The sequence below is a fragment of the Streptomyces sp. V3I8 genome, assembly GCF_030817535.1.
GTDB lineage: Bacteria > Actinomycetota > Actinomycetes > Streptomycetales > Streptomycetaceae > Streptomyces.
This window is the reverse complement of the sequence record NZ_JAUSZL010000002.1, coordinates 8449173-8475572: the sequence shown is the minus strand read 5'-3', so window position 1 is coordinate 8475572 and position 26400 is coordinate 8449173. Positions and strand designations below refer to the sequence as shown.

The 26400-nt window shown below is 71.5% G+C and carries 18 protein-coding genes and 1 pseudogene; 8 read left to right on the top strand and 11 right to left on the bottom strand.

All coding sequences use genetic code 11. The features are described 5' to 3' along the window. Window positions 1-31: 31 nt before the first annotated feature. From QFZ75_RS37390 to QFZ75_RS37365, 6 genes are all read right to left on the bottom strand, one after another. Entirely contained in the window at window positions 32-2428 is a 2397-nt protein-coding gene (locus QFZ75_RS37390; protein ID WP_307543868.1) for an excinuclease ABC subunit UvrA, read from the bottom strand. Window positions 2429-2530: 102 nt separating this feature from the next. Further along, entirely contained in the window at window positions 2531-3088 is a 558-nt protein-coding gene (locus QFZ75_RS37385) for a TetR/AcrR family transcriptional regulator (protein ID WP_307543867.1), read from the bottom strand. 9 nt (window positions 3089-3097) lie between these two features. After that, window positions 3098-3679 (bottom strand): sugar O-acetyltransferase, encoded by a 582-nt coding sequence (locus QFZ75_RS37380; RefSeq protein WP_307543866.1) that lies wholly within the window; start codon window positions 3677-3679, stop codon window positions 3098-3100. A gap of 92 nt (window positions 3680-3771) precedes the next feature. Then, window positions 3772-5055: an MFS transporter gene (locus QFZ75_RS37375; protein WP_307543865.1), complete on the bottom strand. Its 1284-nt coding sequence runs from the start codon at window positions 5053-5055 to the stop codon at window positions 3772-3774. A gap of 236 nt (window positions 5056-5291) precedes the next feature. Beyond that, entirely contained in the window at window positions 5292-5876 is a 585-nt protein-coding gene (locus QFZ75_RS37370; RefSeq protein WP_373466003.1) for a TerD family protein, read from the bottom strand. Between the two features lie 185 nt (window positions 5877-6061). After that, window positions 6062-6901 carry a GntR family transcriptional regulator gene (locus QFZ75_RS37365; protein ID WP_307543864.1) on the bottom strand — a complete coding sequence of 280 codons (840 nt, stop codon included), beginning with the start codon at window positions 6899-6901 and terminating at the stop codon, window positions 6062-6064. 261 nt (window positions 6902-7162) lie between these two features. Here QFZ75_RS37365 and QFZ75_RS37360 point away from each other — a divergent pair, with 261 nt between their 5' ends. From QFZ75_RS37360 to QFZ75_RS37340, 5 genes are all read left to right on the top strand, one after another. Continuing rightward, complete coding sequence (locus QFZ75_RS37360) at window positions 7163-8419, top strand: extracellular solute-binding protein (RefSeq protein WP_307543863.1); 1257 nt, start codon at window positions 7163-7165, stop codon at window positions 8417-8419. Between the two features lie 89 nt (window positions 8420-8508). Then, window positions 8509-9507: a carbohydrate ABC transporter permease gene (locus QFZ75_RS37355; RefSeq protein WP_307543862.1), complete on the top strand. Its 999-nt coding sequence runs from the start codon at window positions 8509-8511 to the stop codon at window positions 9505-9507. Next, complete coding sequence (locus tag QFZ75_RS37350; RefSeq protein WP_307543861.1) at window positions 9504-10343, top strand: carbohydrate ABC transporter permease; 840 nt, start codon at window positions 9504-9506, stop codon at window positions 10341-10343. Before QFZ75_RS37355 ends, QFZ75_RS37350 begins: the two co-directional genes overlap by 4 nt. Before the next feature lie 65 nt (window positions 10344-10408). After that, window positions 10409-11941, top strand: a complete 1533-nt coding sequence (locus tag QFZ75_RS37345; protein ID WP_307543860.1) for a beta-N-acetylhexosaminidase — start codon at window positions 10409-10411, stop codon at window positions 11939-11941. A 65-nt stretch (window positions 11942-12006) separates the two neighbouring features. After that, window positions 12007-13434 (top strand): cellulose binding domain-containing protein, encoded by a 1428-nt coding sequence (locus tag QFZ75_RS37340; protein ID WP_307543859.1) that lies wholly within the window; start codon window positions 12007-12009, stop codon window positions 13432-13434. A gap of 71 nt (window positions 13435-13505) precedes the next feature. Here the strand turns inward: QFZ75_RS37340 and QFZ75_RS37335 are convergent, their stop codons facing one another. Further along, on the bottom strand, window positions 13506-15140 hold the full coding sequence (locus tag QFZ75_RS37335) for an amidase (protein ID WP_307543858.1): 1635 nt from the start codon (window positions 15138-15140) through the stop codon (window positions 13506-13508). 11 nt (window positions 15141-15151) lie between these two features. Then, a pseudogene (locus tag QFZ75_RS37330) lies at window positions 15152-15810 on the bottom strand (hypothetical protein); the annotation flags it as partial. A gap of 191 nt (window positions 15811-16001) precedes the next feature. Between QFZ75_RS37330 and mraY the strand changes: the two are divergent. Then, the gene (gene mraY, locus QFZ75_RS37325; protein WP_307543857.1) at window positions 16002-17069 is read left to right on the top strand and encodes a phospho-N-acetylmuramoyl-pentapeptide-transferase; all 1068 of its coding nucleotides are present in this window, start codon (window positions 16002-16004) and stop codon (window positions 17067-17069) included. A gap of 176 nt (window positions 17070-17245) precedes the next feature. Here the strand turns inward: mraY and QFZ75_RS37320 are convergent, their stop codons facing one another. From QFZ75_RS37320 to QFZ75_RS37310, 3 genes are all read right to left on the bottom strand, one after another. Further along, window positions 17246-18232: an SDR family NAD(P)-dependent oxidoreductase gene (locus tag QFZ75_RS37320; RefSeq protein WP_307543856.1), complete on the bottom strand. Its 987-nt coding sequence runs from the start codon at window positions 18230-18232 to the stop codon at window positions 17246-17248. A gap of 192 nt (window positions 18233-18424) precedes the next feature. Then, on the bottom strand, window positions 18425-20893 hold the full coding sequence (gene uvrA / locus QFZ75_RS37315) for an excinuclease ABC subunit UvrA (RefSeq protein ID WP_307543855.1): 2469 nt from the start codon (window positions 20891-20893) through the stop codon (window positions 18425-18427). 472 nt (window positions 20894-21365) lie between these two features. Then, the gene (locus tag QFZ75_RS37310; protein WP_307543854.1) at window positions 21366-23969 is read right to left on the bottom strand and encodes a PA14 domain-containing protein; all 2604 of its coding nucleotides are present in this window, start codon (window positions 23967-23969) and stop codon (window positions 21366-21368) included. Window positions 23970-24129: 160 nt separating this feature from the next. Between QFZ75_RS37310 and QFZ75_RS37305 the strand changes: the two genes are divergently transcribed. Both QFZ75_RS37305 and QFZ75_RS37300 read left to right on the top strand, forming a co-directional pair. Beyond that, window positions 24130-25143 (top strand): LacI family DNA-binding transcriptional regulator, encoded by a 1014-nt coding sequence (locus QFZ75_RS37305; RefSeq protein WP_307543853.1) that lies wholly within the window; start codon window positions 24130-24132, stop codon window positions 25141-25143. Window positions 25144-25307: 164 nt separating this feature from the next. Then, a complete protein-coding gene (locus QFZ75_RS37300; protein WP_307543852.1) occupies window positions 25308-26399 on the top strand; it encodes an ABC transporter substrate-binding protein in 1092 nt (363 codons plus the stop codon). Window position 26400: the final 1 nt, after the last annotated feature.

Sequence of the window (26400 nt, the reverse complement as noted above, 5' to 3'; positions counted from 1 at the left end):
GCACAGGGCGCGGGTCGGCGCGAGCCGCGGGTCAGGCGCCCACGTACGCCGCCAGGTGTTCACCGGTGACGGTCGAGCGCGCCGCCACCAGGTCGGCGGGCGTGCCCTCGAACACCACCCGTCCGCCGTCGTGCCCGGCGCCGGGACCGAGGTCGACGATCCAGTCGGCGTGGGCCATCACGGCCTGGTGGTGCTCGATGACGACGACCGACTTGCCGGAGTCGACGAGCCGGTCGAGCAGGCCGAGGAGCTGCTCGACGTCGGCGAGGTGGAGGCCGGTGGTCGGTTCGTCGAGGATGTAGACGCCGCCCTGCTCCGCCATGTTGGTGGCCAGCTTGAGCCGCTGGCGTTCGCCGCCGGACAGTGTGGTGAGCGGCTGCCCGAGGGTGAGGTAGCCGAGCCCGACGTCGGCGAGCCGGGTCAGGATCCTGTGCGCGGCCGGCGTGCGCGCGTCACCCGCGCCGAAGAACTCCTGCGCCTCGGACACCGGCATCGCGAGCACCTCGCTGATGTCCCGGCCGCCGAAGCGGTGTTCGAGGACCGAGGCGTCGTACCGTTTGCCCTCGCACTCCTCGCAGGTGGTGGAGATGCCGGCCATCATGCCGAGGTCGGTGTAGACGACCCCGGCGCCGTTGCAGTGCGGACAGGCACCCTCGGAGTTGGCGCTGAACAGCGCCGGCTTGACGCCGTTGGCCTTCGCGAAGGCCTTGCGGATCGGGTCGAGCAGTCCGGTGTACGTGGCCGGGTTGCTCCGGCGCGAACCGCGGATCGCCCCCTGGTCGACCGACACCACCCCTTCACCGGCGCGGAGCGACCCGTGCAGGAGCGAGCTCTTGCCCGAGCCGGCGACCCCGGTGACCACGCACAGCACCCCGAGCGGGATGTCGACGTCGACGTCCCGCAGGTTGTGGGTGTTCGCGCCGCGGATCTCCAGCGCGCCCGTGGGCGTGCGCACCGACTCCTTGACGGCGGCCCGGTCGTCCAGGTGGCGGCCGGTGAGCGTGCCGGCCGCGCGCAGCCCTTCCAGGGTGCCCTCGAAGCAGACGGTGCCGCCCGCCGTGCCGGCGCCGGGACCGAGGTCGACGACGTGGTCGGCGATCGCGATGGCCTCCGGCTTGTGCTCCACGACGAGCACCGTGTTGCCCTTGTCCCGCAGCCGCAGCAGCAGGTCGTTCATCCGCCGGATGTCGTGCGGGTGCAGGCCGATGGTGGGCTCGTCGAAGACGTACGTGACATCGGTGAGCGAGGAGCCGAGGTGGCGGATCATCTTCACGCGCTGCGCCTCGCCGCCCGACAGCGTGCCCGAGGGGCGCTCCAGCGAGAGGTAGCCGAGGCCGATCTCCACGAACGAGTCGAGGGTTCCCCGCAGCGCGGTGAGCAGCGGCGCCACGGACGGCTCGTCGAGTCCGCGCACCCACTCGGCGAGGTCCCGGATCTCCATCGCGCAGGCGTCGGCGATGCTGAGCTTGCCGATCCTCGACCCGCGGACCGCGGCGCTGAGGCGGGTGCCCTCGCACTCCGGGCAGGCGGTGAAGGTGACCGCCCGCTCCACGAACGCCCGGATGTGCGGCTGCATCGCCTCCTTGTCCTTGGACAGGAACGACTTCTGGATCTTGGGGATCAGTCCCTCGTAGGTGAGGTTGACGCCGTTGACCTTCACCTTGACCGGCTCGCCGTGGAGGAAGTCCCGCATCTCCTGCGCGGTGAAGTCGCGGATCGGCTTGCGGGGGTCGAAGAATCCGGACTCGGCGTAGATGCCCACGGTCCAGACGTTGTCCGACTTCCAGCCGGGGATGGTGAACGCGCCCTCGGCGATCGACTTCGTGTCGTCGTAGAGCTGGGTGAGGTCGATGTCGGAGACCGAACCGCGCCCCTCGCAGCGCGTGCACATCCCGCCGGTACGGCTGAACGTCACCTTCTCGGTCCTGGTCCTCTCGGCGCCGCGCTCGACCCTGAATCCGCCACTCGCCGACACCGAGGCCACGTTGAAGGAGTACGCGCCGGGCGGGCCGACGTGCGGCTGCGCGAGCCGGCTGAAGAGGATGCGCAGCATCGCGTTGGCGTCCGTGACGGTGCCGACCGTGGAACGGGGGTCCGCGCCGAGGCGCTGCTGGTCGACGATGATCGCGGTCGTCAGTCCGTCGAGCACGTCGACGTCGGGCCGCGCCTGCGTCGGCATGAAGCCCTGCACGAAGGCGCTGTACGTCTCGTTGATCATCCGCTGCGACTCCGCGGCGATCGTGTCGAACACCAGCGAGCTCTTGCCCGAACCGGAGACACCGGTGAAGACCGTCAGGCGGCGCTTGGGGATCTCGATGCTGACGTCCCTGAGGTTGTTCTCGCGCGCGCCGTGCACACGGATCAGGTCGTGGCTGTCGGCGGCGTGCGGCGCGGGCGACTGCCCGTCCGGCGTCGGGGCCATGCTCATCGTGTCTCCATCTGGGTCGCGAGGACGTCCGTCCGGGTCGCGAGGACGTCCGTGGCAGCCACGCTAAGCGCGGAGCGGGGGTCCGCGCTTCTCGATTCCTGATCAGTTCCCGCGCGCGCCGGTCGTGGTGATCCGGGTGACGGCCTCGAGGGTCAGGGCACGGTCGTGCGGTTCGTTGTCCAGGGCGCGGTGCAGGGTCAACCCCTCGATGAGTGCGTCGAGTTGGCGGGCCGTGTCCGGGTCGAAGTGCTTCTCCAGGTGGACGCGGCTGCGGCCCATCCACTCGTGGGTGAGTTCCCGGTACGCGGGCCGGCGGGCGGCCAGGATGTACAGCTCCTGGGTGAGGACGAGGTCCCGCTGGCTGCCCTCGGACAGGACGTGGACGAGATCCGCCACCGCCTCGCGGGCCGCGTCACGGTCGGCCGGGGCGGAGAGATGGGCGTCGAAGACGGCGACGATGTGGTCGGCGAAGCGCCTGAACGCCTCCCGCAGCAGCTCGTCCATGCCGTTGAAGTGGTACGTCATCGATCCCAGGGGGACACCGGCGCGGGCGGCGATCTTCCGGTGGGAGACGTGCGCGAGCCCTTCTTCGGCGATGAGGTCGAGGCACGCCGCGAGGATGCGCTCGCGGCGCTGCGGGTCAGTGTGTCCGGTGGCCATGGCGGGAGCCTAGAGGGTGCGGACCTGCCGGGCGGGGTTGCCGACGGCCACGACACCGGCGGGCACGTCCTTCGTCACCACCGCGCCCGCGCCGATGACGGAGTCGTCCCCGATGGTGACACCGGGCAGGACGATGACGCCTCCCCCGAGCCACACGTTGTCGCCGATGGTGATCGGGCGGGCGGCCTCCAGCTTGTCGCGCCGGGGCTGCGGCTCCAAGGGGTGGGTGGGGGTGAGCAGTTGGACGTTCGGCCCGATCTGGCAGTCCTCGCCGATGGTGATGGCCGCGACGTCCAGCGCGGTCAGGTTGTAGTTCACGAAGGTGCGTGCGCCGATGGTGATGTTGCTGCCGTAGTCGACGTACAGCGGCGGCCGTACGTGTGCCTCCGGGCCCACGGCGCCGAGCAGTTCGGCGAGAATCGACCGGGCCGCCCCGGCGTCCTCGGCGAAGGCCGCCTGGAAGCGGGCGGCCAGCCGCACGGCGCGCTGCTGCCGGCGGGCGATCTCGGGATCGTCGGCGATGTAGAGGTCGCCCGCCGCCATGCGTTCGAGGTTCGTGCGGGGATCCTGCGCGAAGTAATCCGTCGACATGCGTACGATCGTACACTCGGCGTCGGTCCGCGGCCCGGGAAGCGCGGGGTTCCGCCGGGTCCCGCCCGCCGGCACCTCCGGAAGGTTTCCGCCTACTGCCGCTTGCCCCGCAGCACACCCGCGAACAGCAGCACCAGCAGACCGGCGAGGGGCACCACCAGGAGCCCCACCCGCAGACTGGTGGCGTCCGCCACCAGGCCGACGACCGGCGGGGAGAGCAGGAAGCCCAGGCGCATCAGCCAGGAGACGATGGCCAGCCCCGAACCGGGCTTGAGGCCGGGCAGTTCGTCGGCCTCGTGCATCGCCGCGGGGACGAGCGTCGCCACACCGAACCCGGCGGCGGCGAAGCCGAGGATCGTTCCGGGCACCGTGGGCACGGCGAGCGCCAGGCCCATGCCGGCCACGACGACGAGACCACCGGTCCGGGCCACCGCGCGCTGGCCGAACCGGTCGACGAGCCGGTCGCCGATGATGCGGCCGACGAACTGGGCCCCCACCAGGGCGATGTAGCCGGAGGCCGCCAGCGTCACCGACGCGGACAGCGAACCGGAGAGATAGAGCGCGGCCCAGGAGTTGCCCGCGTCCTCGACGAGCGTGCCGGCCGTGGCGATGAGCACGAGCGCGGCCAGCACGTACGCGGTGCGCCGGCCCGGCGCCGGACGCCCGTCCCACCGCTCTCCGCGCCGGCCGGCAACCGCCTCCGGCGCGGACTCCGAGCCCGACAGGTCCGACAGGTCCGACAGGTCCGAGGGGCCCGAGGGGTTCGCTCCGTCCCCTTCCGCCGGTCCGGTGTCCGGGCCGGTCAGGCAGAACCGCAGGGCGACACAGGCCGCGACCGCGAACACCACTCCGGAGATCGCCAGGTGCTGCCCCAGGGAGAGGCCGAGCGCTATCGCCGCGGCGGCCATGGATCCGCCGACGACGGCGCCGATGGACCAGATCGCGTGGAAGGAGTTGATGATGGAGCGTCCGTAGCGGCGCTGCACGCGCAGCCCGTGGGCGTTCTGCGCGACATCGGTGATCGCGTCCATGGCCCCGGCCAGGAACAGTGCCGCCGCGAACAGCGCCACCGAGTCCGCGAGGCCCGCGACGAGGATGCCCGCGCCGGTCAGCAGGGTGCCGGCCACCGCGGCGCGCGCCGAGCCCAGCCGCCGGACGGCCACCCCCGCCGCGAGGCCGGCCGCGACGGCGCCCGCCGGGAACGCCGCCACGGCCAGGCCGTAGGCCGCGTTGCCGATGCCGAGGTCCGCCTTGATCTGCGGATACCTCGGCAGCAGGTTGGCGAACAGGGCGCCGTTGGTGAAGAACAGCACGGCAACGGCTACGCGAGCCCGCCGTTCGGCCGCCGCGGGCCGGCGCAGTACGTCAACAGTCATGCGCGAGAGCCTATAGCGAGAGCGTACGAACGTACACTCTTAGCCTGCGCACAGGTGCCGACGCCGTGGCCCGCGGCTGCCGCACCGCGCGAAGACGCAGGTGGGCCGGTGCCGACACGTGTCGGCACCGGCCCGTCACGGCCCTGCGGGAACCGCTGGAAACGACCTGCCCGGTACGGCTCGCCCGGCACCGCCCGCTCGCCACGGCTTGCCGGGGACGGCTTGCCGGGTACGGCCTACTTGCTGGCGGCGAAGCGCATCAGGGCCTGCTCGTCGCCCTGCTTGATCTTGCCGGTCTCGTTGATCACCTGCAGCTTCCAGGCCCCGCCGACCCGGATCGCCTTCGCCACGGCGCAGCCGTTGTCGTTGCTGAGCAGGCTCGGCCAGATGTCCGCGACCTGCTGGGTGCTGCCCCCGCTCGCGTCGTACACCTTGAAACTGATGTTGCGCGCCTTCTGGAAGGAGCTGCTCTTCTTGTAGGCGGCGGCGACGAAGACGATCGAGGTGATGTTCTGCGGGACGCGGGCGAACTCGACGGTCACCGTCTCGTCGTCACCGGCGCCCTTGCCGGTCTGGTTGTCGCCGGTGTGCACCAGCGAGCCGTTGCCCAGCGGGTCCAGGGAGTCGAGCCCCGCCAGGCGCACCGGGTCCGATCCCTGCATCGCGATGGCGATCAGGTCGAGGTCCGTGCCGGTCTTCTGGCGCAGCTTGCCGATCAGTCCGCCGCTGGCGCCGACGGTCGGGTCCCAGGACACGCCGATCGACAGATGGGTCACTCCGTCGAGGTCCGCGGGGCCGTCTTCCTTGGTGAGCGTGATCATGCTGTTCCTCTTGATCGTGGAATTACCTGTATGCAGTGTGCCTCCCCCATGCCGCACCACATAGTCCGGGACCCGCACGAACCACCGGTTCCCCACCCCTCTCGTGCCACAAGCACCCCAAGCGCGGTCACGACCCGGTCACGACCTGGCACAGCACGGCTGCGGCACGGACGGCGCGCGGTCGCTCACGGGGCCTGCTGGATGTCCCCGCGGGTGGAGGACGCGATGGTCTCGCGGTGCGCGAAGTCGCCCGGCGGGATGCCGGGGTGGTGTCCCTGCGGGGCCGACCGGGCCGTGGCCGAAGGGTCCAGGGTGAGCCGGGAGACGATGCGGTAGCGGTCGCCCCGGTAGACCGAGTGGACGTACTCGACGGGCCGGCCGGTGGTGTCCGAGGTGAGCCGTTCGAAGAGCAGTGCCGGGGACAGCTCGGGCACGTCGAGCAGCTCGGCCTCGGCCCGGGTGACGACGGTCGGCTCGATCGCCTGGACGGCCTCCTGCACCTGCACGCCGTGCTGTTCGCGCAGGTGCTCGTACAGGTCGCCGGCCTCCAGCTCCCGCGCCGACAGGGCGGGGACCAGATCGGCCCTGATGTGCAGGTGCTCGATCGCCATCGGGGCGCCGTCGACCAGGCGCAGCCGTGCCACGTACACGATGTCGGCGGCGGGTGACATGCGCAGCTTGCGGCCCACGCGCGCGCCGGCCGCGAAGGTGGTGAACTCCAGCAGCCGGCTCGACCAGGTGCCGGAGGCCCGCGGCGCGGTCATGCTCTGCTGGCCGGAGACGAGTTCCTGGGTGATCTTCTCGGGAGCCACGAACATGCCGCGGCCGTGCTCCCGTACCAGGAGTCCCGCGGCGACGAGTTCGTCGACCGCCGCGCGCAGGGTCGGGCGGGACACCTCCAGGCGGGCGCACAGGGAACGCTCGGAGGGGATCGCGTCACCCGGGCGGCTCGACTCGACGAGGTCGAGGACGAAGTCGCGGACCCGCTCCCGTTTGAGCACCGCGCCCGGTGCGTCTTCCTTCATGGTGCGCCCCCTCATGCACGGCCTCCCCTTACCAGTTGACCAGTTGGTCCGTGCGGTCACTCCCCTGGTCGGAGCGAAGTGTAACCGCTTCCTGTCGGCGACCGTCCGGGTCCTGGCTGATCGAGGCGTCAAAACCCTTTGCCGCCAGGGGGGTTGACGACGCCGATTGGTCTATGCCAGTTTCGTCCCCGCATCGAGAGGTGAGCTGTCCAGTGGGCTTCACTGGTCAGGTGGTTGGCTCATGTCCTCCAGAGGTGAACCGTGAAGCTCCGCTTGTTTGCCGGTGTGTCCGTGCTCGTGATGACCGCGGGGCTGAGTGCCTGCGGCGACTCCTCCGACGCGTCCGACGGGAGCACCACCATCGACGTGTGGCTGATGCGCGACAGCGTCTCGGACGCGTTCCGGAAGGACTTCGTCAAGGGCTTCGAGACCGCGCACCCCGACATCGACGTCAAGGTGCAGGTCCAGGAGTGGGACGGCATCGGTGAGAAGGTCACCGCGGCCCTCGCCAGCAGCAACGCACCGGACGTCATCGAGACCGGCAACACCCAGGTCGCCCGGTTCGCGCAGAGCGGGGGGCTGCTCGACCTCAGCGACAAGGTCGGCGAACTCGGCGGCAAGGACTGGCTCAAGGGGCTCGCCGAGCCGGGCGCGTACGAGGGCAGGCAGTACGGCATCCCGTACTACGCCGCCAACCGTGTCGTGGTCTACCGCACCGACCTCTTCGAGAAGGCGGGCGTGGACGCGGACCGCATCAAGACCCGCGACCAGTGGATCGCCGCGACGAAGAAGCTCGACACCGGTGGTACGCAGGGCATCTACCTGCCCGGCCAGAACTGGTACACCCTCGCGGGCTTCGTCTGGGACGAGGGCGGCGACCTGGCCACCGAGTCCGGCGGCACCTGGAAGGGCGCGTTGGACACCCCCGAGGCGCTGCGCGGCATGGAGTTCTACAAGGAGCTCCAGGCCCTCGGCAGGGGCCCCAAGGACTCCGACGAGGCCGGCCCCCCGCAGGCGGACGTCATGGCCAAGGGGAAGGTCGCGCAGGTCATCTCCTCCCCCGGCGGTGCCAACACCGTCATCGAGAACAATCCCGCGCTCAAGGGCAAGCTGGGGTTCTTCCCGATCCCGGGCAAGACCGCCGACACACCCGGCGCGGTCTTCACCGGCGGCTCCGACCTGGTGATCCCCACCGCCTCCGCCAAGCAGGACGCGGCCTACGCCTTCGTCAGGGAGCTCACCGGCGACGCCTGGCAGAAGAAGCTCGCGGTCGCCATGAGCTACGTACCGAACAAGACCACCCTGGCCGGCGCGGTCGCCTCCGACCCGGGCGCCTCGGCCATGGCGGTCGGCGCCGCCGAGGGCCACGCCACGCCCAACACACCGGGCTGGGCCGCCGTCGAGGCCAAGAACCCGATCAAGGACTACCTGACCGCCGTCCTCACCGGCGCCGACGCGCGGAAGGCGGCCCGCACGGCGTCCGAGGCCATCACCGCGGCGATGAACACCGGCTCCTGACCCCGGCCGGCACGACCACCGCGACACGACCCGCCGCGACATGACCCATCGCAACCCGTCCACCGTCCCCACAGCGCAGGAGGAGTGCCGTGACGGCCGTCCGGGAGCAGACCGCGCCCCGTCCCCACCCCGCACCGAACAGCCGGCGGCTGCGGCGCACGACCGGCTCAGGACCGCCGCGCCCGTCGGGGGACGGCGGCGGCCGCGGGATCTGGCCGTACGTCCTGATCGCCCCCGCCGTCCTCGGCACGCTCTACCTGCTGGTGTACCCCCTCGCCCGCGCGGTCGTCATCTCGCTGCAGGACTTCGGGCTGCGCCAGCTCATCCTGGGCGACGCGCGGTTCGTCGGGCTCGACAACTACCGCACACTGCTGGGCGACGGCCGCTTCTGGGAGGTGGTGCGCCGCACCTTCCTGTTCATGGCGGTCAACGTCGCCCTCGTCATGGTGCTGTCCACCCTGGTCGCGCTGATGATCGAGCGGCTGGGCCGGTTCGGCCGGACCGCGGTCCTCAGTGCGCTCGTGCTCACCTGGGCGATGCCCGTCATCGCGGCGACCACCGTCTTCCAGTGGCTGTTCCACTCGGAGTTCGGCATCGTCAACGCGGTCCTGACCGACCTGGGGTTCGCCTCCTTCGAGCGCTACGCCTGGTTCGCGCACGGGCCGGCCGCCTTCGCCATCCTCGTCGCCCTGATCGTGTGGCAGTCCGTGCCGTTCGCGGCGATCACCCTCTACTCGGCCCTCACCACCGTGCCCGTCGAGCTGTACGAGTCGGCGCGGCTGGACGGGGCGTCGGGCCCGCGGATCTTCCGCTCCATCACCTTCCCGGTCGTACGGCCGATCTTCCTGCTGGTGTTCTCGCTCGAAGTGATCTGGACGTTCAAGGCGTTCGTCCAGATCTGGGTGATGACCAACGGCGGGCCGGGCGACGCGACCACGATCCTGCCCGTGTACGCGGTGCAGACCGCCCTGTCGAGCCAGCGCTACGACCTCGGCTCGGCGGCCTCCATGGTCACCGTCGTGCTGATGTCGGGCGTGCTCGTCCTCTACTTCCGCCAGATGTTCCGCCAGGAGGACGAGCTCGCATGAGCACCACCCGGCCCCGTGTCCGCCGCATCCCCCTGAACGCCGCCGCCGTCGTCACGGTCGTGCTCTGCCTGTTCCCGGTCTACTGGATGGTCGCCACCGCGTTCACCCCGACCCGGGACATCCAGTCCGACAGTCCGCGGTTCCTCCCGGAATCCTGGACGCTCGACCACTTCCGCACCGCGGTCGGCGCCGACGGCTTCGGCCTGTTCTGGCGCAACAGCGTCCTGGTCACCCTGAGCGCGGTCCTGCTCTCCCTCATCATCGCGCTCGGCGCCGCCTACGCGGTGGCCCGGATGAGGTGGCGGGGACGCCGGCAGTTCATGCTCATGGTCTTCATCGCCCAGATGGCGCCCTGGGAGTCACTGATCATCCCGGTCTACATCATCTCCCGGGACACCGGCATGCTCGACCGGCTGCCGACCCTGACCCTCGTCTACTTCATGATGACGCTCCCCTTCACCGTCATCGTCCTGCGCGGCTTCATCGGCACGATCCCCCCTGAGCTGGAGGAGTCCGCCCAGGTCGACGGCTGCACCCGGCTCGGCGCGTTCCGGCACATCGCGTTCCCGCTGCTGGCGCCGGGCCTGATGGCCACCTCGCTGTTCGGCTACATCACCGCCTGGAACGAGTTCGCCTACGCCAACTTCCTCATCATCAAGCAGCAGGACAACCGCACGCTGCCCGTGTGGCTGTCCTCCTTCCAGAACGTCTTCGGCACCGACTGGGGCGCCACCATGGCCGCCTCCACCCTCTTCGCCGCCCCGGCGCTCGTGGTGTTCCTGCTGCTCCAGCGCCACGTCACCTCGGGCTTCGCCGCCGGCGCGGTCAAGGGCTGACTCCTCGCACACCGTCCGCGCTCCCCCCACGCACTCCCCCGCGACCGCAGTTCCGGAGGCGATCCGTGCCCGCACAGGCATCCGTACTCACCCTCGTCCCCCGCCCCACCGAGGCCCGCGTCCGGCCGGGACACTTCACGCTCGACGCCGACACCGCACTGCGCGTCGGGGAGGGCACCGAACCGGCCGCGGAACTGCTGCGCACCCTGCTGGCCCCCGCCACCGGTCTGCCCCTGCCACCCTCTCCCGACGGGCGGTTCACCCTCGCGCTCGACACCGGAGCCGGCGGCCTGGGCGAGGAGGGGTACGCACTCACCGTCGCCCCGCACGCCGTGCTGCTGCGCGCCGCGCACCCCACCGGCCTCCTCCGCGGCATCCAGACGGTCCGCCAACTCCTGCCGCCCCAGGCCCTGTCGGCGGTTTCCCAGCGCGACACACGGTGGCTGCTGCCGTGCGCCGACATCACCGACGTGCCTCGGCACCCCTGGCGCGGCGCGATGCTGGACGTGGCCCGCCACTTCCAGCCCGTCCCCTACCTGCGCCGGTACGTCGACCTGCTCGCCCTGCACAAGATCAGCGTGTTCCACCTGCACCTCACGGACGACCAGGGCTGGCGCATGCCGGTCGCCGCCCTCCCCCGGCTCACCGAGGTCGGCGGCCACCGCGCCGAGTCCCAGAAGGGCCCGGACGGCAGCGGCACGTACGACGGCGTCCCGCACGGCGGGGCGTACACACGGGCCGAACTGACCGGCCTGGTCCGGTACGCCGCCATGCGCGGCGTCACCGTCATGCCGGAGATCGAGATGCCCGGACACGTACGCGCCGCCCTAGCCGCCTACCCGCACCTGGGCAACCACCCGGAGCGCACCCTGGACGTCTGGACGCGGTGGGGCGTGTGCGACACCGTGCTCGGCGTCCACGACGAGGCACTCGACTTCTGCCGCACCGTCCTCGACGAGGTCATGGACGTCTTCCCGTCACCGTACGTCCACGTCGGCGGCGAGGAGTGCCCCACCACCGAGTGGACGCGCAGCGCCGCCGCCCGGGGCCGGGCGGCGGCGGAGGGCCTGCCGGGCCCCGAGGCGCTGCACGGCTGGTTCCTGGAGAAGGTCGGTGAGCACCTCGTCCGGCACGGCCGCCGGCCGGTCGGCTGGGCCGAGACCGGCACCGAACTGCCCCGCGACTTCACGGTGATGACCTGGCGCGACCCGGCCCACACCCTGACGGCGGCCCGCCGCGGACACTCCGTGGTCAACGCCCACCACCGGGCCACCTACCTCGACTACGCCCAGTCCGACGCCCCGCACGAGCCGCCCGCCCAGCCCGGGGCCGTCGTCGGACTGCGTGCCGTCCACGCCCACGATCCCGTACCCGGGGAGGCGGACGACGAGGCGGCCGGGCGGGTGCTGGGCACCCAGGCCCAGCTGTGGACCGAGTTCGTCACGACGCCCGCCCACATCGAGTACCTCACGTATCCGCGGCTCTGCGCCCTCGCCGACCGCGGCTGGAGCGGCGCGGGCGACTGGGCCGACTTCCGGTCCCGCCTCGACGGGCACACGGCCCGGCTCGACGCGCTCGGCGTCCACCGCCACCCCTGACCCCTTCTCCCCTCCCCCCACCTGTCCGATTCCGGGAACCACCCCACCTTTCTGGAAGGAACACCATGAGGCTCGCCAAGAACCGGCTGCGCGCCACCGTCCACACCGCCGTCGCGGTGGCCATGGGCGCCGCCGCGCTCACCGCGCTCCCCGCCACCGCGAACGCGGCCGCCGACGGACTCAGCGTCCAGTACCGTACGAGCGCCCCCGGCGCAGGCGCCGACCAGGCCGAACCCTGGTTCAAGGTGAAGAACACCGGCACCGCGAGCGTGCAGCTCAGCGGCGTCAAGATCCGCTACTACTTCAAGGCCGACTCGGCGGGCGCGAGCTACCGCTTCGCCTGCTCCTGGGCCGTCAAGGGCTGCGCCAACGTCACGGGCACCTTCGGCACCCTCTCCGCCCCCACCGCCACGGCCGACCGCTACCTGGAGATCGGCTTCACCTCCGGCGCCGGCTCGCTCGCCCCGGGCGCCGACACCGGCGATCTGCAACTGCGCTTCCACCAGTCGAACTGGGCGTCGCTGAACCAGAGCGACGACTACTCCTTCGGCGCCTCCCAGACGTCGTACGGCGACTGGTCCAAGGTCACCGCGCAGCTGGCCGGCACGACCGTGTGGGGCCGGGCTCCCGGGGGCAACGGGCCGACGGACCCGCCCACCGACCCGCCGACCGATCCCCCGGCCGGCGCTCCCACCCTGTTCGACGACTTCAACTACAGCGGCCACACGGACCCGAGGATCTCGGCGAACGGCTGGAACGTGCGCTCCAACTCCGGCGGGCCCGGCGTACCCGGCGCCACCTGGGCACCCGAGAAGGTCACCTTCGCCACCACGGGCGGCAACTCCGTCATGAACCTGGAGACCTCCACCGCCGGCACCGCGGCGAGCACCAGGCAGACCGAGATCCTCACCAAGGCGACGAAGTTCAAGAACGGCACCTACGCGGCGCGGGTCAGGTTCAACGACGCGCCCAGGTACGGTCCGGACGGCGACCGTCTCGTCCAGACGTTCTTCACCATCAACGACCTCAAGGCACCGCTGGCCGACGACTACGCCGAGTACGACTTCGAGTACCTGCCCAACGGCGGCTGGGGCGAGCCGGCCAACATCCTCTACACCACGTCCTGGGAGACCTACCAGGCCGACCCGTGGGTGGCGGTCAACGAGCACACCGAGGCGCGGCAGAGCTACAGCGGCTGGCACGACCTGGTGCTGACCATCGACAACAGCACCATCAAGTACTACATCGACGGGCAGCTCTTCGGCACCCATGGTTCCGCGTACCTGCCGGAGCGGCCGATGTCGATCAACTTCAACCAGTGGCTGATCGACCTCGCGGGCCAGACCAGCACCACCGCGCGGGCGTACGACCAGCAGGTCGACTACGTCCTGCACGTGAAGGACCAGGTCCTCACGCCGGCGCAGGTCACGGCCAAGCTCAACGCGTACCGCAGCGCGGGCACCACGTTCCAGGACACCGTTCCCGGCAGCTGACCGCCCGGCCGGACGCGCCGTACCGCCGGACCGGAGGCCGCCTGCCGGATCGGAGGCCGCCGCCTGCCGGATCAGAAGCCGACGTCCGCCGGTCGGTAGGCCGGCGGCCGTCGGACCCGGGTGGCCTGTTCGTAGGCGTGGGCGAGCCGGAGCAGGACCGGCTCGCTCCATGCCGTGCCCATGAACGTCACACCGACGGGCAGGCCGAACGCGAACCCGGCCGGGACGCTGACCGCGGGATAGCCGGCGAGTGCGGCCGGTGTGGAGGCGCCACCGCCGTAGGTGTCCCCGCGGATCAGATCGATCTTGGCCGGCGGCCCGGTGGTCGGCATCACCAGCGCGTCCAGGCGGTGCCGGCGCAGCACCGCGTCGATGCCCTCGGCGCGTGCGAGCCGGTGGTTGGTGGCCAGCGCCTCCCGGTACTCGCGTTCGCCGAAGTCCAGATGCTGTACCGCCTCCAGCCCGTCCTGGCGTACGTACCGCAGCTCGCGGTCGGCGTGTTCCCGGTTGAAGGCGATCAGCTCTTCCAGGTTGCGCGGGTGTTCACCGGGGGCGTCGGCCAGGTAGCCGTTCAGCGCGCGTTTGAACTCGTACGCCTGGACGACCGTCGAGCCGGGCAGGTCCTCGAGCCGCTCGGCCGTCGGGATGTCCGCCGGGTCGACCACGGTCGCTCCGGCTCCGCGCAGTACGGCGATCGCCCGTTCCGCGATGTCGTCGGCATGGGAGCTGTAGCCGAAGTACACCGACCGCGGTACGCCGATCCGCGCGCCCCGCAGCCCGTCGGCGTCCAGGAAGCGGGTGTAGTCGCGGTGGAAGTGGCCGCGGCCCGCCCGGGTCGCGGGGTCGCGGACGTCGAGCCCGACGAGGGTGCCCAGCAGGATCGCGGCGTCGCGGACGGTGCGCGCGATCGGCCCGACGCTGTCCTGGCTCGGCACGCCGGGGATCACTCCGCCGCGCCCGACCAGTCCGACGGTCGGCTTCACCCCGACGACGCAGTTGGCCGAGGACGGGTCGATGATCGAGCCGTTGGTCTCCGTGCCGATCGCGGCCGCGCACAGGCCGGCCGCGACGGCGACCGCGCTGCCTGAACTCGACTCGTTCGGTGACCTGTCGAGTTTGTAGGGGTTCCTGGTCTGGCCGCCGCGTGCGCTCCAGCCGGCGTGGTGGGTGAGCGACATGCCGCCCGCCCACTCGCTCAGGTTGGTCTTGCCGAGGATGACGGCACCGGCCGCGCGCAGCCTGGCCGCGACGGTGGCGTCGGCTGCCGGCCTCAGCCCCAGCAGGGCGAGCGACCCGGCCGTGGTGTGCATCCGGTCCGCGGTCTCCACCAGGTCCTTGAGCAGGACGGGAATGCCGTGCAGCGGCTTTCGCGGGTCGCCCTCGGCATCCAGCCGCCGGGCCTCCCGCAGCGCGTCGGGGTTCACCTCGATCACCGCGTGCAGCATGGGGTCGATGCGTTCGATGCGCTCCAGGTAGTGGCGGGTGAGCCGTTCGGCGTCCAGTCGTCCGTCGTCCAGCCGCCCGCGCAGTTCACTGATGTCCAGCTCGTCCAGCGGGGTGGCCGGGGCGGGCCGGCCGCCGCTCGCGGCACGGGCCGGGGTTCCGCCCAGCAACGGCGTGGCGGCCGCGGCGGTGCCGAGCGCCAACGCGGTGCGGCGCGAGGTGGTGTTCCGGTCGTCGGTGGGATGCGACTCCTGCGGCGTCATGTACCGGCACGCTAGGCGCGGGACCGGCGATTCTCGCTCCGGCTGTCCCCCGGATCCGTGCTGTGAGCAGCCCCCCGCGACGGCGGGGGCCGACCGGAGGGTGTCGGGCACGGGTTCACGGTCGTGGCTGGTCCCGTCCGTCGGCCGGGGCGGGGCGCGCGGTCGCGGTCGCGGTCGCCGTCACGGTCACGCGCGGAGGTACGCCGGTAGGTGTCCGGCGGCACGCCGAGTGTGTGGTTGAAGTGGCGGCCGAGGGTGCGTGACCGCGACCGCGCCCGGTGTGCCAGGTCCTCCACGGTCAGCGGCCGGTCGAGGCGTCCGACCACCCGGGGCAGCAGCGCGGTGAGCGGATGGTCGTCCCGGGCGGGCACCGGGGTGGCGACGAACTGGGCCCGGCCGCCCGCCCGGTGGGGCGGCACGACCAGTGGGCGGGCCACCGCGTCGGCGACCGCCGAGCCGTGGTCGAGGCGGACGAGGTGCAGGCACAGGTCCAGGGCGGCGGCCCTGCCCGCGGAGGTGGACACGCCTGCGTCGTCCATGTGGAGCACGTCCGGGTCGACCTGCACGCGCGGGCCGCGGGCGGCGAGCACCTCGGTGTGCGCCCGGTGCGTGTGGCGCGCCCGCCGTCCAGCAGGCCGGCGGCGGCCGGCACGAACGCGCCCGTGCACAGGGGAGGGCCACCCGCCGCACATCATCTGCTCGACGGCCGGGTGACCTTCGGCACCGCACGGTTCCGGCCCGCGTCAACTACCCACCGGCGTACGGGGATCACTCCTATGCATAGGGTGTGGGCTGCGACAGCCGCCCATACCGGTGCGGCGGTCACGCACGGGAACGCAGCGAGGGGAAAACCGCCGTCCGATGAACCAGATCCTGTTTGCCGGGGCCATAGGCCTGTTCCTGACTCTCGGCGGCACACCACTGCTGATCAAGTTGCTGGCCCGCAAGGGCTACGGCCAGTACATCCGGGACGACGGGCCCCGCGGCCACGCCGGCAAGCGCGGCACCCCCACCATGGGCGGCATCGCCTTCATCCTGGCCACGCTCTTCGCGTACGCCCTCACCAAGGTCATCACCGGTGAGGGGCCGACGTACCCCGGTGCCCTGGTGCTGTTCCTGATGGCGGGCATGGGCGTCGTCGGCTTCCTCGACGACTACATCAAGATCGTGAAGCGGCGCTCACTGGGACTGCGGGCCGGGGCGAAGATGGCCGGACAGCTGATCGTGGGCATCCTGTTCGCCGTACTGGCCATCCGGTTCGAGGACGATCGCGGACTGACGGCGGCCTCCCTGAAGCTGTCCTTCCTCAGCGACTTCGGCTGGACCATCGGCCCGGTGCTGTTCGTCGCGTTCGCCCTGTTCATGATCCTGGCCATGTCCAACGGGGTGAACCTCACCGACGGTCTGGACGGACTGGCGACCGGCGCCTCCGCGATGGTCCTCGGCGGTTACACCTTCATCGGCCTGTGGCAGTTCCAGAACTCGTGCGCCAACGCGATGAACCTCACCGACCCGGGGTCCTGCATCGAGGTACGTGACCCGCTCGACCTCGCCGTCATCGCCTCCGCGCTGATGGGGTCCTGCATCGGGTTCCTGTGGTGGAACACCTCGCCCGCCAAGATCTTCATGGGTGACACCGGCTCGCTCGCCCTCGGCGGTGCGCTGGCGGGTCTCGCCATCTGCTCGCGCACGGAACTGCTGCTCGCCCTGCTGGGCGGTCTCTTCGTCCTGATCACCCTGTCCGTGGTCATCCAGGTCGGCTCGTTCAAGCTGACCGGCAAGCGGGTCTTCAAGATGGCCCCGCTGCAACACCACTTCGAACTCAAGGGATGGTCCGAGGTCCTGGTCGTGGTCCGCTTCTGGACCATCCAGGGCATCTGCGTGATCGTCGGCGTGGGCCTGTTCTACGCGGGCTGGGCGGCGGGCTGACCGGCCCGCCCGGCCGCCCGCACTCCTCGGCCCCCCTGCTGGTCCTCTCCCTACTGCCCTACTGACCTGTTGACCTGTTGACCTGTTGGCTTGTTGACCTGTTGGCTTGTTGACCTGTTGGCTTGTTGACCTGTTGCAGGTTGCCTGCCGGCCTGTCGGTCCGCCGACCGAGCCCTCTAGCCCCGGCTCGTCCTGAAGTCCACGCCGGTCAGCTCACAACTGGCCTCCCACAGACGTCTGGCGGCCGTGGTGTCCGTCAACTGGTGCCAGATCGGCTCGGGCCGGGGCCTGCCGCGCAGACCGAAGACGCACGGGCCCCACAGCTGGCCGCCGCGCACGGCCGGGTCCAGCACCGCCCGGACCGCCGGCCAGGCGCCCGCGTGCTTGCCCTGGAGGACGAGGGCGGCGGGAGCAGCCAGGAGTCGCGCGCCGGTGGTCCGCGCGTGGACCGGCGGCCGCGGCGGGGTCAGCGGGTCCAGCGCTCCGCCGGGATGCACCACCACGCTCGCCACGCCGCTGCCGGCGGCGCGCAGCCGCCGGTCCAGTTCGAGTCCGAAGTGCATCTGTGCCAGTTTGGAGCGGCCGTAGGCGCACTTGGGCCGATAGTCCTGGCGGGACTGGAGGTCGTCCGGGTTCAGCCGCTCGGACTTCGCCGCGAAGCTGCCCACGGTCACGACGCGGGCGGCCGGTGCGGCCGACAGCAGCGGCATCAGCCACCGGGTCAGCGCGAAGTGCCCCAGGTGGTTCGTGCCGAACATGAGCTCGTGACCGTCCCCCGTCTCCTGGCGCGGCGGGTCGTCGAGCGCGACTCCGGCGTTGTGGACCACCGCGTCGAGGCGGGTCTCCCCCAGGGAGTCCACCGCGGAGCGCAGCGAGGAGAGGTCGGCGAGGTCCAGCCGCATGACACGTACCCGGGCGTCGGGGACATGGGCGCGGATCACGGTCCGGGCGGTTTCGGCCCGGCTCGGACTGCGGCTGCCGAGCACGACGGTGGCACCGGTCGCGGCCAGTTGCTCCGCGACGAAGTAGCCGATGCCCGCGTTGCCGCCGGTGACCAGGACGACACGGTCCTCTGCACGCGGCAACCGGTGAACGTTCCAGGGCGAGGGCGAGGGCGAGGACGAGGACGACGGCGGGAGCGGTGCGGAGGACGAGGGCGGCATGACGGCGGGCTCCCTTGCTGCGGACGGAGGTGACTGCGGACGCCTTCCCGAGCGCCCCGCCGCCCAGGCTCGCGCCGGCCACCGACAGATCGCCTGCCGATCGCCGACAGCCGCACCCGGCCACCGACATCCGTCCGACAGGGCGCGTCGCAGCCGCGGCGCCGACGCGTCTCCCGGCGCGTCGCGGCCCTCTCAGGCCCGGGCCAGGCGGCGCGCCAGGTACGGCGCCGTGGCGCTGCGCCGCGACGCCGCCACCTTCGCGGGCGGGCCTTCGGCGATCACCCGGCCGCCCGCGTCCCCGCCACCGGGGCCCAGGTCGACGATCCAGTCGGCGGTGGCGATCGTGTCGAGGTCGTGCTCGACCAGGACGACCGTGTTGCCCGCGTCGACGAGCCGGTGCAACTGCCGCAGCAGCAGGGCGATGTCGGCGGGGTGGAGCCCGGCGGTCGGTTCGTCGAGGAGGTAGAGCGCGTGGTCGCGGCGGGCCCGCTGCAACTCCGTGGACAGCTTGATGCGCTGGGCCTCGCCGCCGCTGAGCTCCGTGGCCGGCTGCCCCAGCCGCAGGTAGCCGAGGCCGACCTCCCGCAGTGTCTCCAGGCTCCTGGCGGCGGCCGGGACGTCGGCGAGGAACCCGGCGGCCTCGTCCACGGGCATGGCCAGCACGTCCGCGACGTTCTTGCCCCGGTACGTCACCTCGAGCGTCTCGGCGTCGTACCGGGCCCCGTGGCAGGCCGGGCAGGGGGTGTACGTCCCGGGCAGGAACAGCAACTCGACCTCGACGAACCCCTCGCCCCGGCAGGTCCCGCAGCGGCCCTCGGCGACGTTGAAGGAGAACCGGCCCGCCGAGTAGCCGCGCGCGCGTGCCTCGTCCGTGGCCGCGTACAGCTTGCGGACCGCGTCGAACATGCCCGTGTACGTCGCCAGGTTGGACCGGGGGGTCCGGCCGATGGGGCGCTGGTCGACCCGTACCAGCCGGTCGAAGGAGTCGAGCCCGGAGGCGTCCCGCAGGTCGACCTCCAGTTCCGCGTCCTCGGTGCTGTCGGGGCCCTGCCCGAGGTGACCGCGGACGACCTCGGCGAGCACCTGGGTCACGAGTGTCGACTTCCCGGACCCGGACACACCGGTCACCGCTGTCAGCACCCGGAGCGGTACGCCGACCGAGACGTCCCGCAGGTTGTGCCGGGTGACGCCGCTCAGCCTCAGCCACCCCTGCGGCTCGCGGGGGCGGCGCGCCGGCGGCGGGGCCTGCCCGGACAGGTGGCGGCCGGTCGCGGATTCCGCGACCTGTTCGAGGCCGGGCACCGGGCCGCTGTACAGGACACGGCCGCCGCCCTCGCCCGCGCCGGGGCCGATGTCCACGACCCAGTCCGCCCGTCGCACGACGTCCAGGTCGTGCTCCACGACGAAGAGCGTGTTGCCCGCCGCCTTGAGGCGGTCCAGCACGTCCAGCAGCGGCTCCGCGTCGGCCGGGTGCAGGCCGGCGGAGGGTTCGTCGAGGACGTAGACGACGCCGAACAGGCCCGAGCGGAGCTGGGTGGCGATGCGCAGCCGCTGTGCCTCGCCGGGTGACAGGGTCGTCGAGCGGCGGCCCGTGGCGAGGTAGCCGAGGCCCAGGCCGAGCAGCACCTCGATCCGGGCGACCAGGTCCGCGCAGAGGCGTACCGCGACCTCGCTCGTCTCCCCGGACGGGTCCGCCGTGGTGGCCGCCCCGGTCGCGGGCAGTTCGGCGACCGGCCGCAGGACCGTGCCGAGCTCGGCCAGGGGCAGCGCGTTGACCTCGGCGATGGAGTGGCCGGCGAAGGTCACGGACAGGGCCTCCGGCCGCAGGCCGCTGCCCCCGCACTCCGGGCAGGGCACGCTGCGTACGAAACGCATCGCCCGTTCCCGCATGCGCTCGCTCCTGGAGTCGGCGAGGACGTGCATGATGTGGGCGCGGGCGCTCCAGAACGTGCCGTGGTAGCCGTAGTCGATCCGGTCGGCCTCCGGCTCGATCAGGACCGAGGGCTGTTCGTCGGTGTGCAGGAGCCAGTCGCGGTCCTTCTTCCGGAGCCTGCGCCACGGCTTGTCGATGTCGATGCCCAGAGCGCTGACGACGCTGCGCAGGTTGGCGCCCTGCCAGGCACCGGGCCAGGCCGCGATGGCGCCTTCCCGGATGCTCAGGGACGGGTCCGGTACGAGCAGGTCGTCGGCGACGTCGACGACGGCTCCGAGTCCGTGGCAGCGCGTGCAGGCACCGGCCGCGGTGTTCGGCGAGAACGCCTCGGCGGCCAGCCGTGGGGTGCCCGGCGGGTGAGTGCCCGCCCGCGAGTACAGGATCCGCAGCAGGTTGGACAGGGTGGTGAGGGTGCCGACCGTCGAGCGGGAGCCGGGAGCGCCGTGCCGCTGCTGGAGGGCCACGGCGGGCGGCAGTCCGGAGATCTCCTGGACGTGCGGCGCGCCGACCTGCTGGAGCAGGCGGCGGGCGTACGGCGCGACGGACTCGAAGTAGCGGCGCTGGGCCTCGGCGTACAGCGTGCCGAAGGCGAGCGAGGACTTCCCCGAACCGGAGATGCCGGTGAAGGCGACCACGGCGTCGCGGGGGACGTCCACGTCGACGTTCTTCAGATTGTGCTCGCTCGCACCCCTGACGTGCACGAACCCGTCGGACGCGGCATCGTTCACGGCCCCTCCTCGCACGGACGGACGTCCGGACCGCCGTGGCGGCGGCCCGGGCCGTGGGGACCGGGCCCGTCCGGCAGTGAGCAGGAGGTGGCTCGACGGGCACGGGCACCGTGACGATGTTCGGCCCCACTCCTCCAGCCTGACCCCTCCCGCCCGCTTCGGCATCCGGGGCCGGGGCGGTTCGAGGCGGGAGCGGGACAGGACGGGGAGGGGGCAGAGCGGGGAGGAGCGGGAGCGGGGCCGGGCCGCCCGGCGATCGGCGGGGAGGCGTTCCGCCGGGCGGCCCGGATGTCACCACGCGTCCGGCGCCGGACGTGACCGGTGCCGGACGTGACCGCGGTCAGACCCGACCGCTGCCAGACCCGACCGTTGTCGGGCCCGATCGCTGCCGGGCCCGACAGCGGTCAGGCACACCCCGTGTCGGACCCGGCCGGCCTCAGGCGCAACCGCTGCCGGCCGGGTCCGACCGGTGTCAGGCGCAACCGGCGGGTGTCGCCCGGGACACGTCCTCGATCAGGGACTCGTGGGCCGCCTTGAGCCGCCGCACATCGGGCTTGACGACCGCGCGGTCGTACGTGATCAGCCCGTTGAGCTCGCCCTCGACGTCCGCGATCTGGGTGTACACCGCGCCGTTGCCGCCCCTGCAGGCCAGGGCGCGCACCTCGTCGAGCTTGGTGAGGTAGTCGTCGGTGTACGTGGCCGGGTCGACGTCGACGTAGGACTGCTGCACCGACCAGGCGTGGCCGGGCACGGCCAGGCCGAGGCCGCCGTACTCGCCCATGACCTGGGCCCGTCTGCCGTCCGGATGCGGCGGCAGTGCGGGGCTCGGGTAGCCGTGCTCGTCCATGATGTCGCCGGCGCCGCCGTCGGCGCCGAGGTTGAGGCCGGACTGGTTGTTGACCAGCCGTGTCGGGTCCCAGGCCTTGGCCTGCTCGGCGATACGGCCCACGTCGTACTGGCCCCACCCTTCGTTGAAGGTGACCCACATGACGATCGACGGGCTGCTGATGTGCTCGTCGATCATCTGCTTCATCTCGCGCTCGTAGGTGGCGCGGGCGGTGGCGGACGGGTTCACGCCCGCCGTCATGGCCGGCATGTCCTGCCAGACGAGCAGGCCGAGCCGGTCGGCCCAGTAGAACCACCGGTCGGGCTCGACCTTGATGTGCTTGCGGACCGAGTTGAAGCCCATCGCCTTGTGCATCTTCAGGTCGTACGCGAGAGCCTTGTCGCTCGGGGCGGTGTGCAGTCCGTCGGGCCAGAAACCCTGGTCGAGGGTGGCCATCATGAAGACCGGTTCGCCGTTGAGGACGGTGCGGGGGGTGCCCCCGACGTTCTCCACCGCGATGGACCGCATCCCGAAGTAGCTGTCCACCCGGTCCTTGCCGACGCGGACCTTCAGGTCGTACAGGAACGGGTCGTCCGGCGACCACAGACGCGCGTCGCGGATCCTCAGGGTGAGCGGGCTGCCCGTGCGGCCGGAGACGGTGGCCACCTTGCGCTTGCCCTCGTACGCGGTCGCGGTGACCGGCACTCCCTCGCGCACGCCCTTCGGTACGACCGTCAGCGTGCCCGCGTCGACGTCCGGGGTGAGGGCGAGCGAGTCGACGTGATCGGCGGCGACGGGCTCCATCCACACCGTCTGCCAGATACCGGAGGACGGCGTGTACCAGATGCCGCTCGGGTCGAGGCGCTGCTTGCCGATCGGCGGGTTCTCGCCGTCCGCGGCGTCCGTCGGGTCGTAGACGCCGACGATCAGCTCCTGGGTGCGGCCCGGCTCGAGGGCGTCGGTGACGTCGGCGCCGAACTTGTCGTAGCCGCCCTGGTGCTCGACGACCTTCGTGCCGTTGACGTAGACCTCGGAACGCCAGTCGACCGCGCCGAAGTTGAGCCGCAGACGCTGCTTCGAGCCGATCTTCCAGTCCTTCGGAACGGTGAAGGTGCGCCGGTACCACATCCGGTCCTCGTGCCGTTCGATGCCCGACAGCTGGGACTCGACGGGGTACGGGACGAGGATCTTCTCGGCGAGCTTCCTGCCGATCGGCGGCTGCTCCCCCGCCTCGGCGGCCGCGAACTGCCAGCTGCCGTTGAGGTTCTTCCAGTCGTCGCGGGTGAGCTGGGGCCTGGGGTACTCGCGGTGGGCGTTGGCCGGGGTGACGTCCTTGCCCCACCGGGTGCTCAACTGGTGGGTCGACTTGTTGGTACCGCTGCTCCAGAAGGACCTGATAACGTTGCCGTCCTTGCCGGTGAGTCCGCCGGCTCCGTCGTAGCGCACATCGGCGGAGCCACGCGCGGTGCCGGTCTTGTTGCCGACCACGGGCTCCTTCAGCGCGATCAGCAAGGACCTGGAGTCGGCCGGGTCGAGCCTGATCCGGCCGAGCGGCCAGGCCGCCCCGCCGATCACCGCGTCCAGGTGGTCCGGGAGACCGGCCGGGGGTGCCTCCAGCCGCTGCGCGAAGTCGAGGCGCAGGGTGCGGCCGTCCTTGAGGACGGTGGTGGCGACGGCACCGTTGTAGTCGTAGCCGGCGGGCAGCAGGAAGGCCGACTGCGGGATCGCGGCCTTGGTGCCGCCGGGCGGGGTCCAGCGCACGTGCAGGTTGGAGCCCCCGTAGTGCTCGAAGTACTCGACCTTGATGTCGTAGGCCTTGCCGGCCGTCAACTCGACCGGCTGGGCGGTCTGTTCGCGGTCCCAGTCGTCGACCCAGTGGTCGATGGCGATCTTCCCGTCCACCCACAGCCTGAAGCCGTTGTCCCCGGTGATCGAGAAGGTGGTGGGTCCGGTCCTCTCCGGTACGATCCGGCCGGTCCAGCGGACGCTCACGTCGTCCGCCTTCCCGGTGGCCGAACGCAGCCGGGACTCCAGATTGTCGAAGTCGAGCTGCGTGTCCATTCCGGTGGCCTTGAGCTCGTGGAAGTCGAAGGCGCCGGGAGCGGACTGGGTGTAGTACTCGCCTTTGAGGCCGTGGACCTCGGGGGGATCGTCCACGGCCGTCGCGGCGGGCGCGGCGGCGAGTCCCGCGGCACCCAGTACCGCCGCGACGAGCAGGGCGAGTCGGTTCCGCAGTGGTCTGATGCGCACGAATCCTCCTAGGGTGAGGAAGGGTGGCGGCTCGGAGCTTCAGTCTGTACAACGTTGGAAGCAACAGCAGTTGGCATGAGAGCACGGGCTCGCGCCCGCTGTCCAGGTCCATGACAAAGCTCCGGTCGCGCGGAGTTCCCGTCGATGCCGAGGAGATCCTTTGCGGGTCAGCCTGAAGGACGTGGCCGAACGGGCCGGCGTCTCGATCAAGACCGTTTCGAACGTGGTGAACAACTATCCGCACATCACACCGGCGATGCGCACACGGGTGCAGGAGGCCATCGACGAGCTCGGCTACCGGCCGAACCTCACCGCACGGCATTTGCGCAAAGGCCGTACCGGCATCATCGCGCTCGCCGTCCCCGAGCTCGGGAACCCCTATTTCGCCGAGCTCGCGGGTGCGGTCATCGACGCCGCCGCCGAGCACGAGTTCACGGTCCTGCTGGACCACACGCGCGGCGAGCGGCAACAGGAACTGCTGGTCAGCCAGGGTTTCCGGGCCCGGGTGATCGACGGGCTGATCCTCAGCCCGCTGGAGCTGGAGCCCGAGGACCTGCAGGGCCGGGCCGACGACGTGCCCCTGGTGCTGCTGGGCGAGCGCGAGTACGGTCTGCCCTTCGACCACATCGCGATCGACAACGTCGCGGCCGCCCGGGCGGCGGTCCGCCACCTGCTGGACCGCGGCCGGACCCGGATCGCCTACCTCGGTACGCGGACGGACTCCACGAACCGGCCCGCCCACCTGCGACTGGACGGCTGGCGGGCCGAGCTGGCCGCCGCGGGCCTGCCGGTCGACGAGGAACTGATCGTGCCGGTCGGCGGCTGGGACCGGGACGACGGCGCCCACGCCATGGCGAAACTGCTGGACGCGGGCCTGCGGCCCGACGCGGTGTTCGCCTTCAACGACCTCATCGCGATCGGCGCCATGCGGGTGCTGCACGAGCGCGGGCTCAGGGTGCCGTGGGACATCGCCGTGGTCGGCTTCGACGACATCGCCGAGAGCCGGTTCGGAGCGGTGTCGCTGACCACCATCGCGCCGGACAAGCAGGCGATCGCGCGCCTCGCGGTGGCCTCGTTGCTGCGCAGTCTTTCCGGCCGTCAGGACCCCGGCGGACGGGAACTCACGGCGGAGTTCCGGCTGGTCGAGCGGGAGAGCACCCTGGGACGACGCTGACGACGGGCCGAACGAAACGGTCGAGATATCGGACGGAGGGGTTTACACGCCCCTTCCAACGATGTAAAAACCTCCCCTGAACGCCGTGCACGCCGTGTTGCCCGTCAAGTACCGAACCACCCGGAGCGCTCTCGGCTCCGGGGCCGCGCCGTTTGGGGACCGCAATGAAGCCGACCGCACTCTCTCGTCGCACCACCGCTCGCACCCTCCTCGCCACCGGCCTCCTCACGAGCCTGGCACTGACCGGATGCACCAAGTCCGAGGACTCCTCCGACGACAAGGCCACCGAGCAGCAGGCCGACGCCGGCCAGGAGGTCGCCTCGCCGAGCGCCGGCTCCGGGCCGGCCTGCACCATCGCCGCGTACGGGGGCGAGAAGCTCGACCTCAAGAACGCCACCGTGGGCTTCTCGCAGTCCGAGAAGGAGGCCAACCCCTTCCGGATCGCCGAGACCGCCTCGATCAGGGCGGAGGCGAAGGCACGCGGCGTCAAACTGCTCACCGCCAACGCCCAGTCGCAGTTCTCCAAGCAGATCAGCGACGTCCAGGACCTCATCGCCAAGGGCGCCGACGTGCTGGTGATCGCGCCGCTCAACTCGGACGGCTGGGAGCCGGTGCTGAAGACGGCGGCGGCCAAGCACATCCCGATCGTCACGGTGGACCGCAAGATCAACGCCACCGCGTGCAAGGACTACGTGAGCTTCATCGGCTCCGACTTCGTGGAGCAGGGCAAGCGGGCCGCCGACCAGATGATCGAGGCGACCGGCGGCAAGGGCGAGATCGCCATCCTGCTGGGCGCCGCGGGCAACAACGTCACCACGGAACGCACCAAGGGCTTCGTGGACCAGATCAAGGCGCAGGCACCCGGCCTCAAGGTGGTGTTCCAGCAGACCGGTGAGTTCGCCCGCGAGAAGGGCCAGTCGGTCACCGAGAACCTCATCCAGTCCAAGCCCGGCATCAAGGGCATCTACGCCGAGAACGACGAGATGGGCCTCGGCGCCGTCAACGCCCTCAAGGGCGCGGGCAAGAAGGCCGGCGACGTGAAGATCGTGACCATCGACGGCACCCGCAACGCCGTCCAGGGCATCGTGGACGGCTGGATCAGCGGCGTCGTCGAGTCCAACCCGCGCTTCGGGCCGCTCGCCTTCCAGACCCTGGACAGCTTCACCAAGGGCGACGAGGTGGCTCAGGACATCGTCATCAAGGACACCGAGTACACCGGGGCCAACGCCAAGACGGACATCGGCAAGGCCTACTGAC

Bases quoted from the DNA above. Each gene is read 5' to 3' on its own strand.
- QFZ75_RS37390 (WP_307543868.1), bottom strand. From the start codon at position 2,428: ATGAGCATGGCCCCGACGCCGGACGGGCAGTCGCCCGCGCCGCACGCC.
- QFZ75_RS37385 (WP_307543867.1), bottom strand. From the start codon at position 3,088: ATGGCCACCGGACACACTGACCCGCAGCGCCGCGAGCGCATCCTCGCG.
- QFZ75_RS37380 (WP_307543866.1), bottom strand. From the start codon at position 3,679: ATGTCGACGGATTACTTCGCGCAGGATCCCCGCACGAACCTCGAACGC.
- QFZ75_RS37375 (WP_307543865.1), bottom strand. From the start codon at position 5,055: ATGACTGTTGACGTACTGCGCCGGCCCGCGGCGGCCGAACGGCGGGCT.
- QFZ75_RS37370 (WP_373466003.1), bottom strand. From the start codon at position 5,876: ATGATCACGCTCACCAAGGAAGACGGCCCCGCGGACCTCGACGGAGTG.
- QFZ75_RS37365 (WP_307543864.1), bottom strand. From the start codon at position 6,901: ATGAAGGAAGACGCACCGGGCGCGGTGCTCAAACGGGAGCGGGTCCGC.
- QFZ75_RS37350 (WP_307543861.1), top strand. From the start codon at position 9,504: ATGAGCACCACCCGGCCCCGTGTCCGCCGCATCCCCCTGAACGCCGCC.
- QFZ75_RS37340 (WP_307543859.1), top strand. From the start codon at position 12,007: ATGAGGCTCGCCAAGAACCGGCTGCGCGCCACCGTCCACACCGCCGTC.
- QFZ75_RS37335 (WP_307543858.1), bottom strand. From the start codon at position 15,140: ATGACGCCGCAGGAGTCGCATCCCACCGACGACCGGAACACCACCTCG.
- mraY (WP_307543857.1), top strand. From the start codon at position 16,002: ATGAACCAGATCCTGTTTGCCGGGGCCATAGGCCTGTTCCTGACTCTC.
- QFZ75_RS37320 (WP_307543856.1), bottom strand. From the start codon at position 18,232: ATGCCGCCCTCGTCCTCCGCACCGCTCCCGCCGTCGTCCTCGTCCTCG.
- QFZ75_RS37300 (WP_307543852.1), top strand. From the start codon at position 25,308: ATGAAGCCGACCGCACTCTCTCGTCGCACCACCGCTCGCACCCTCCTC.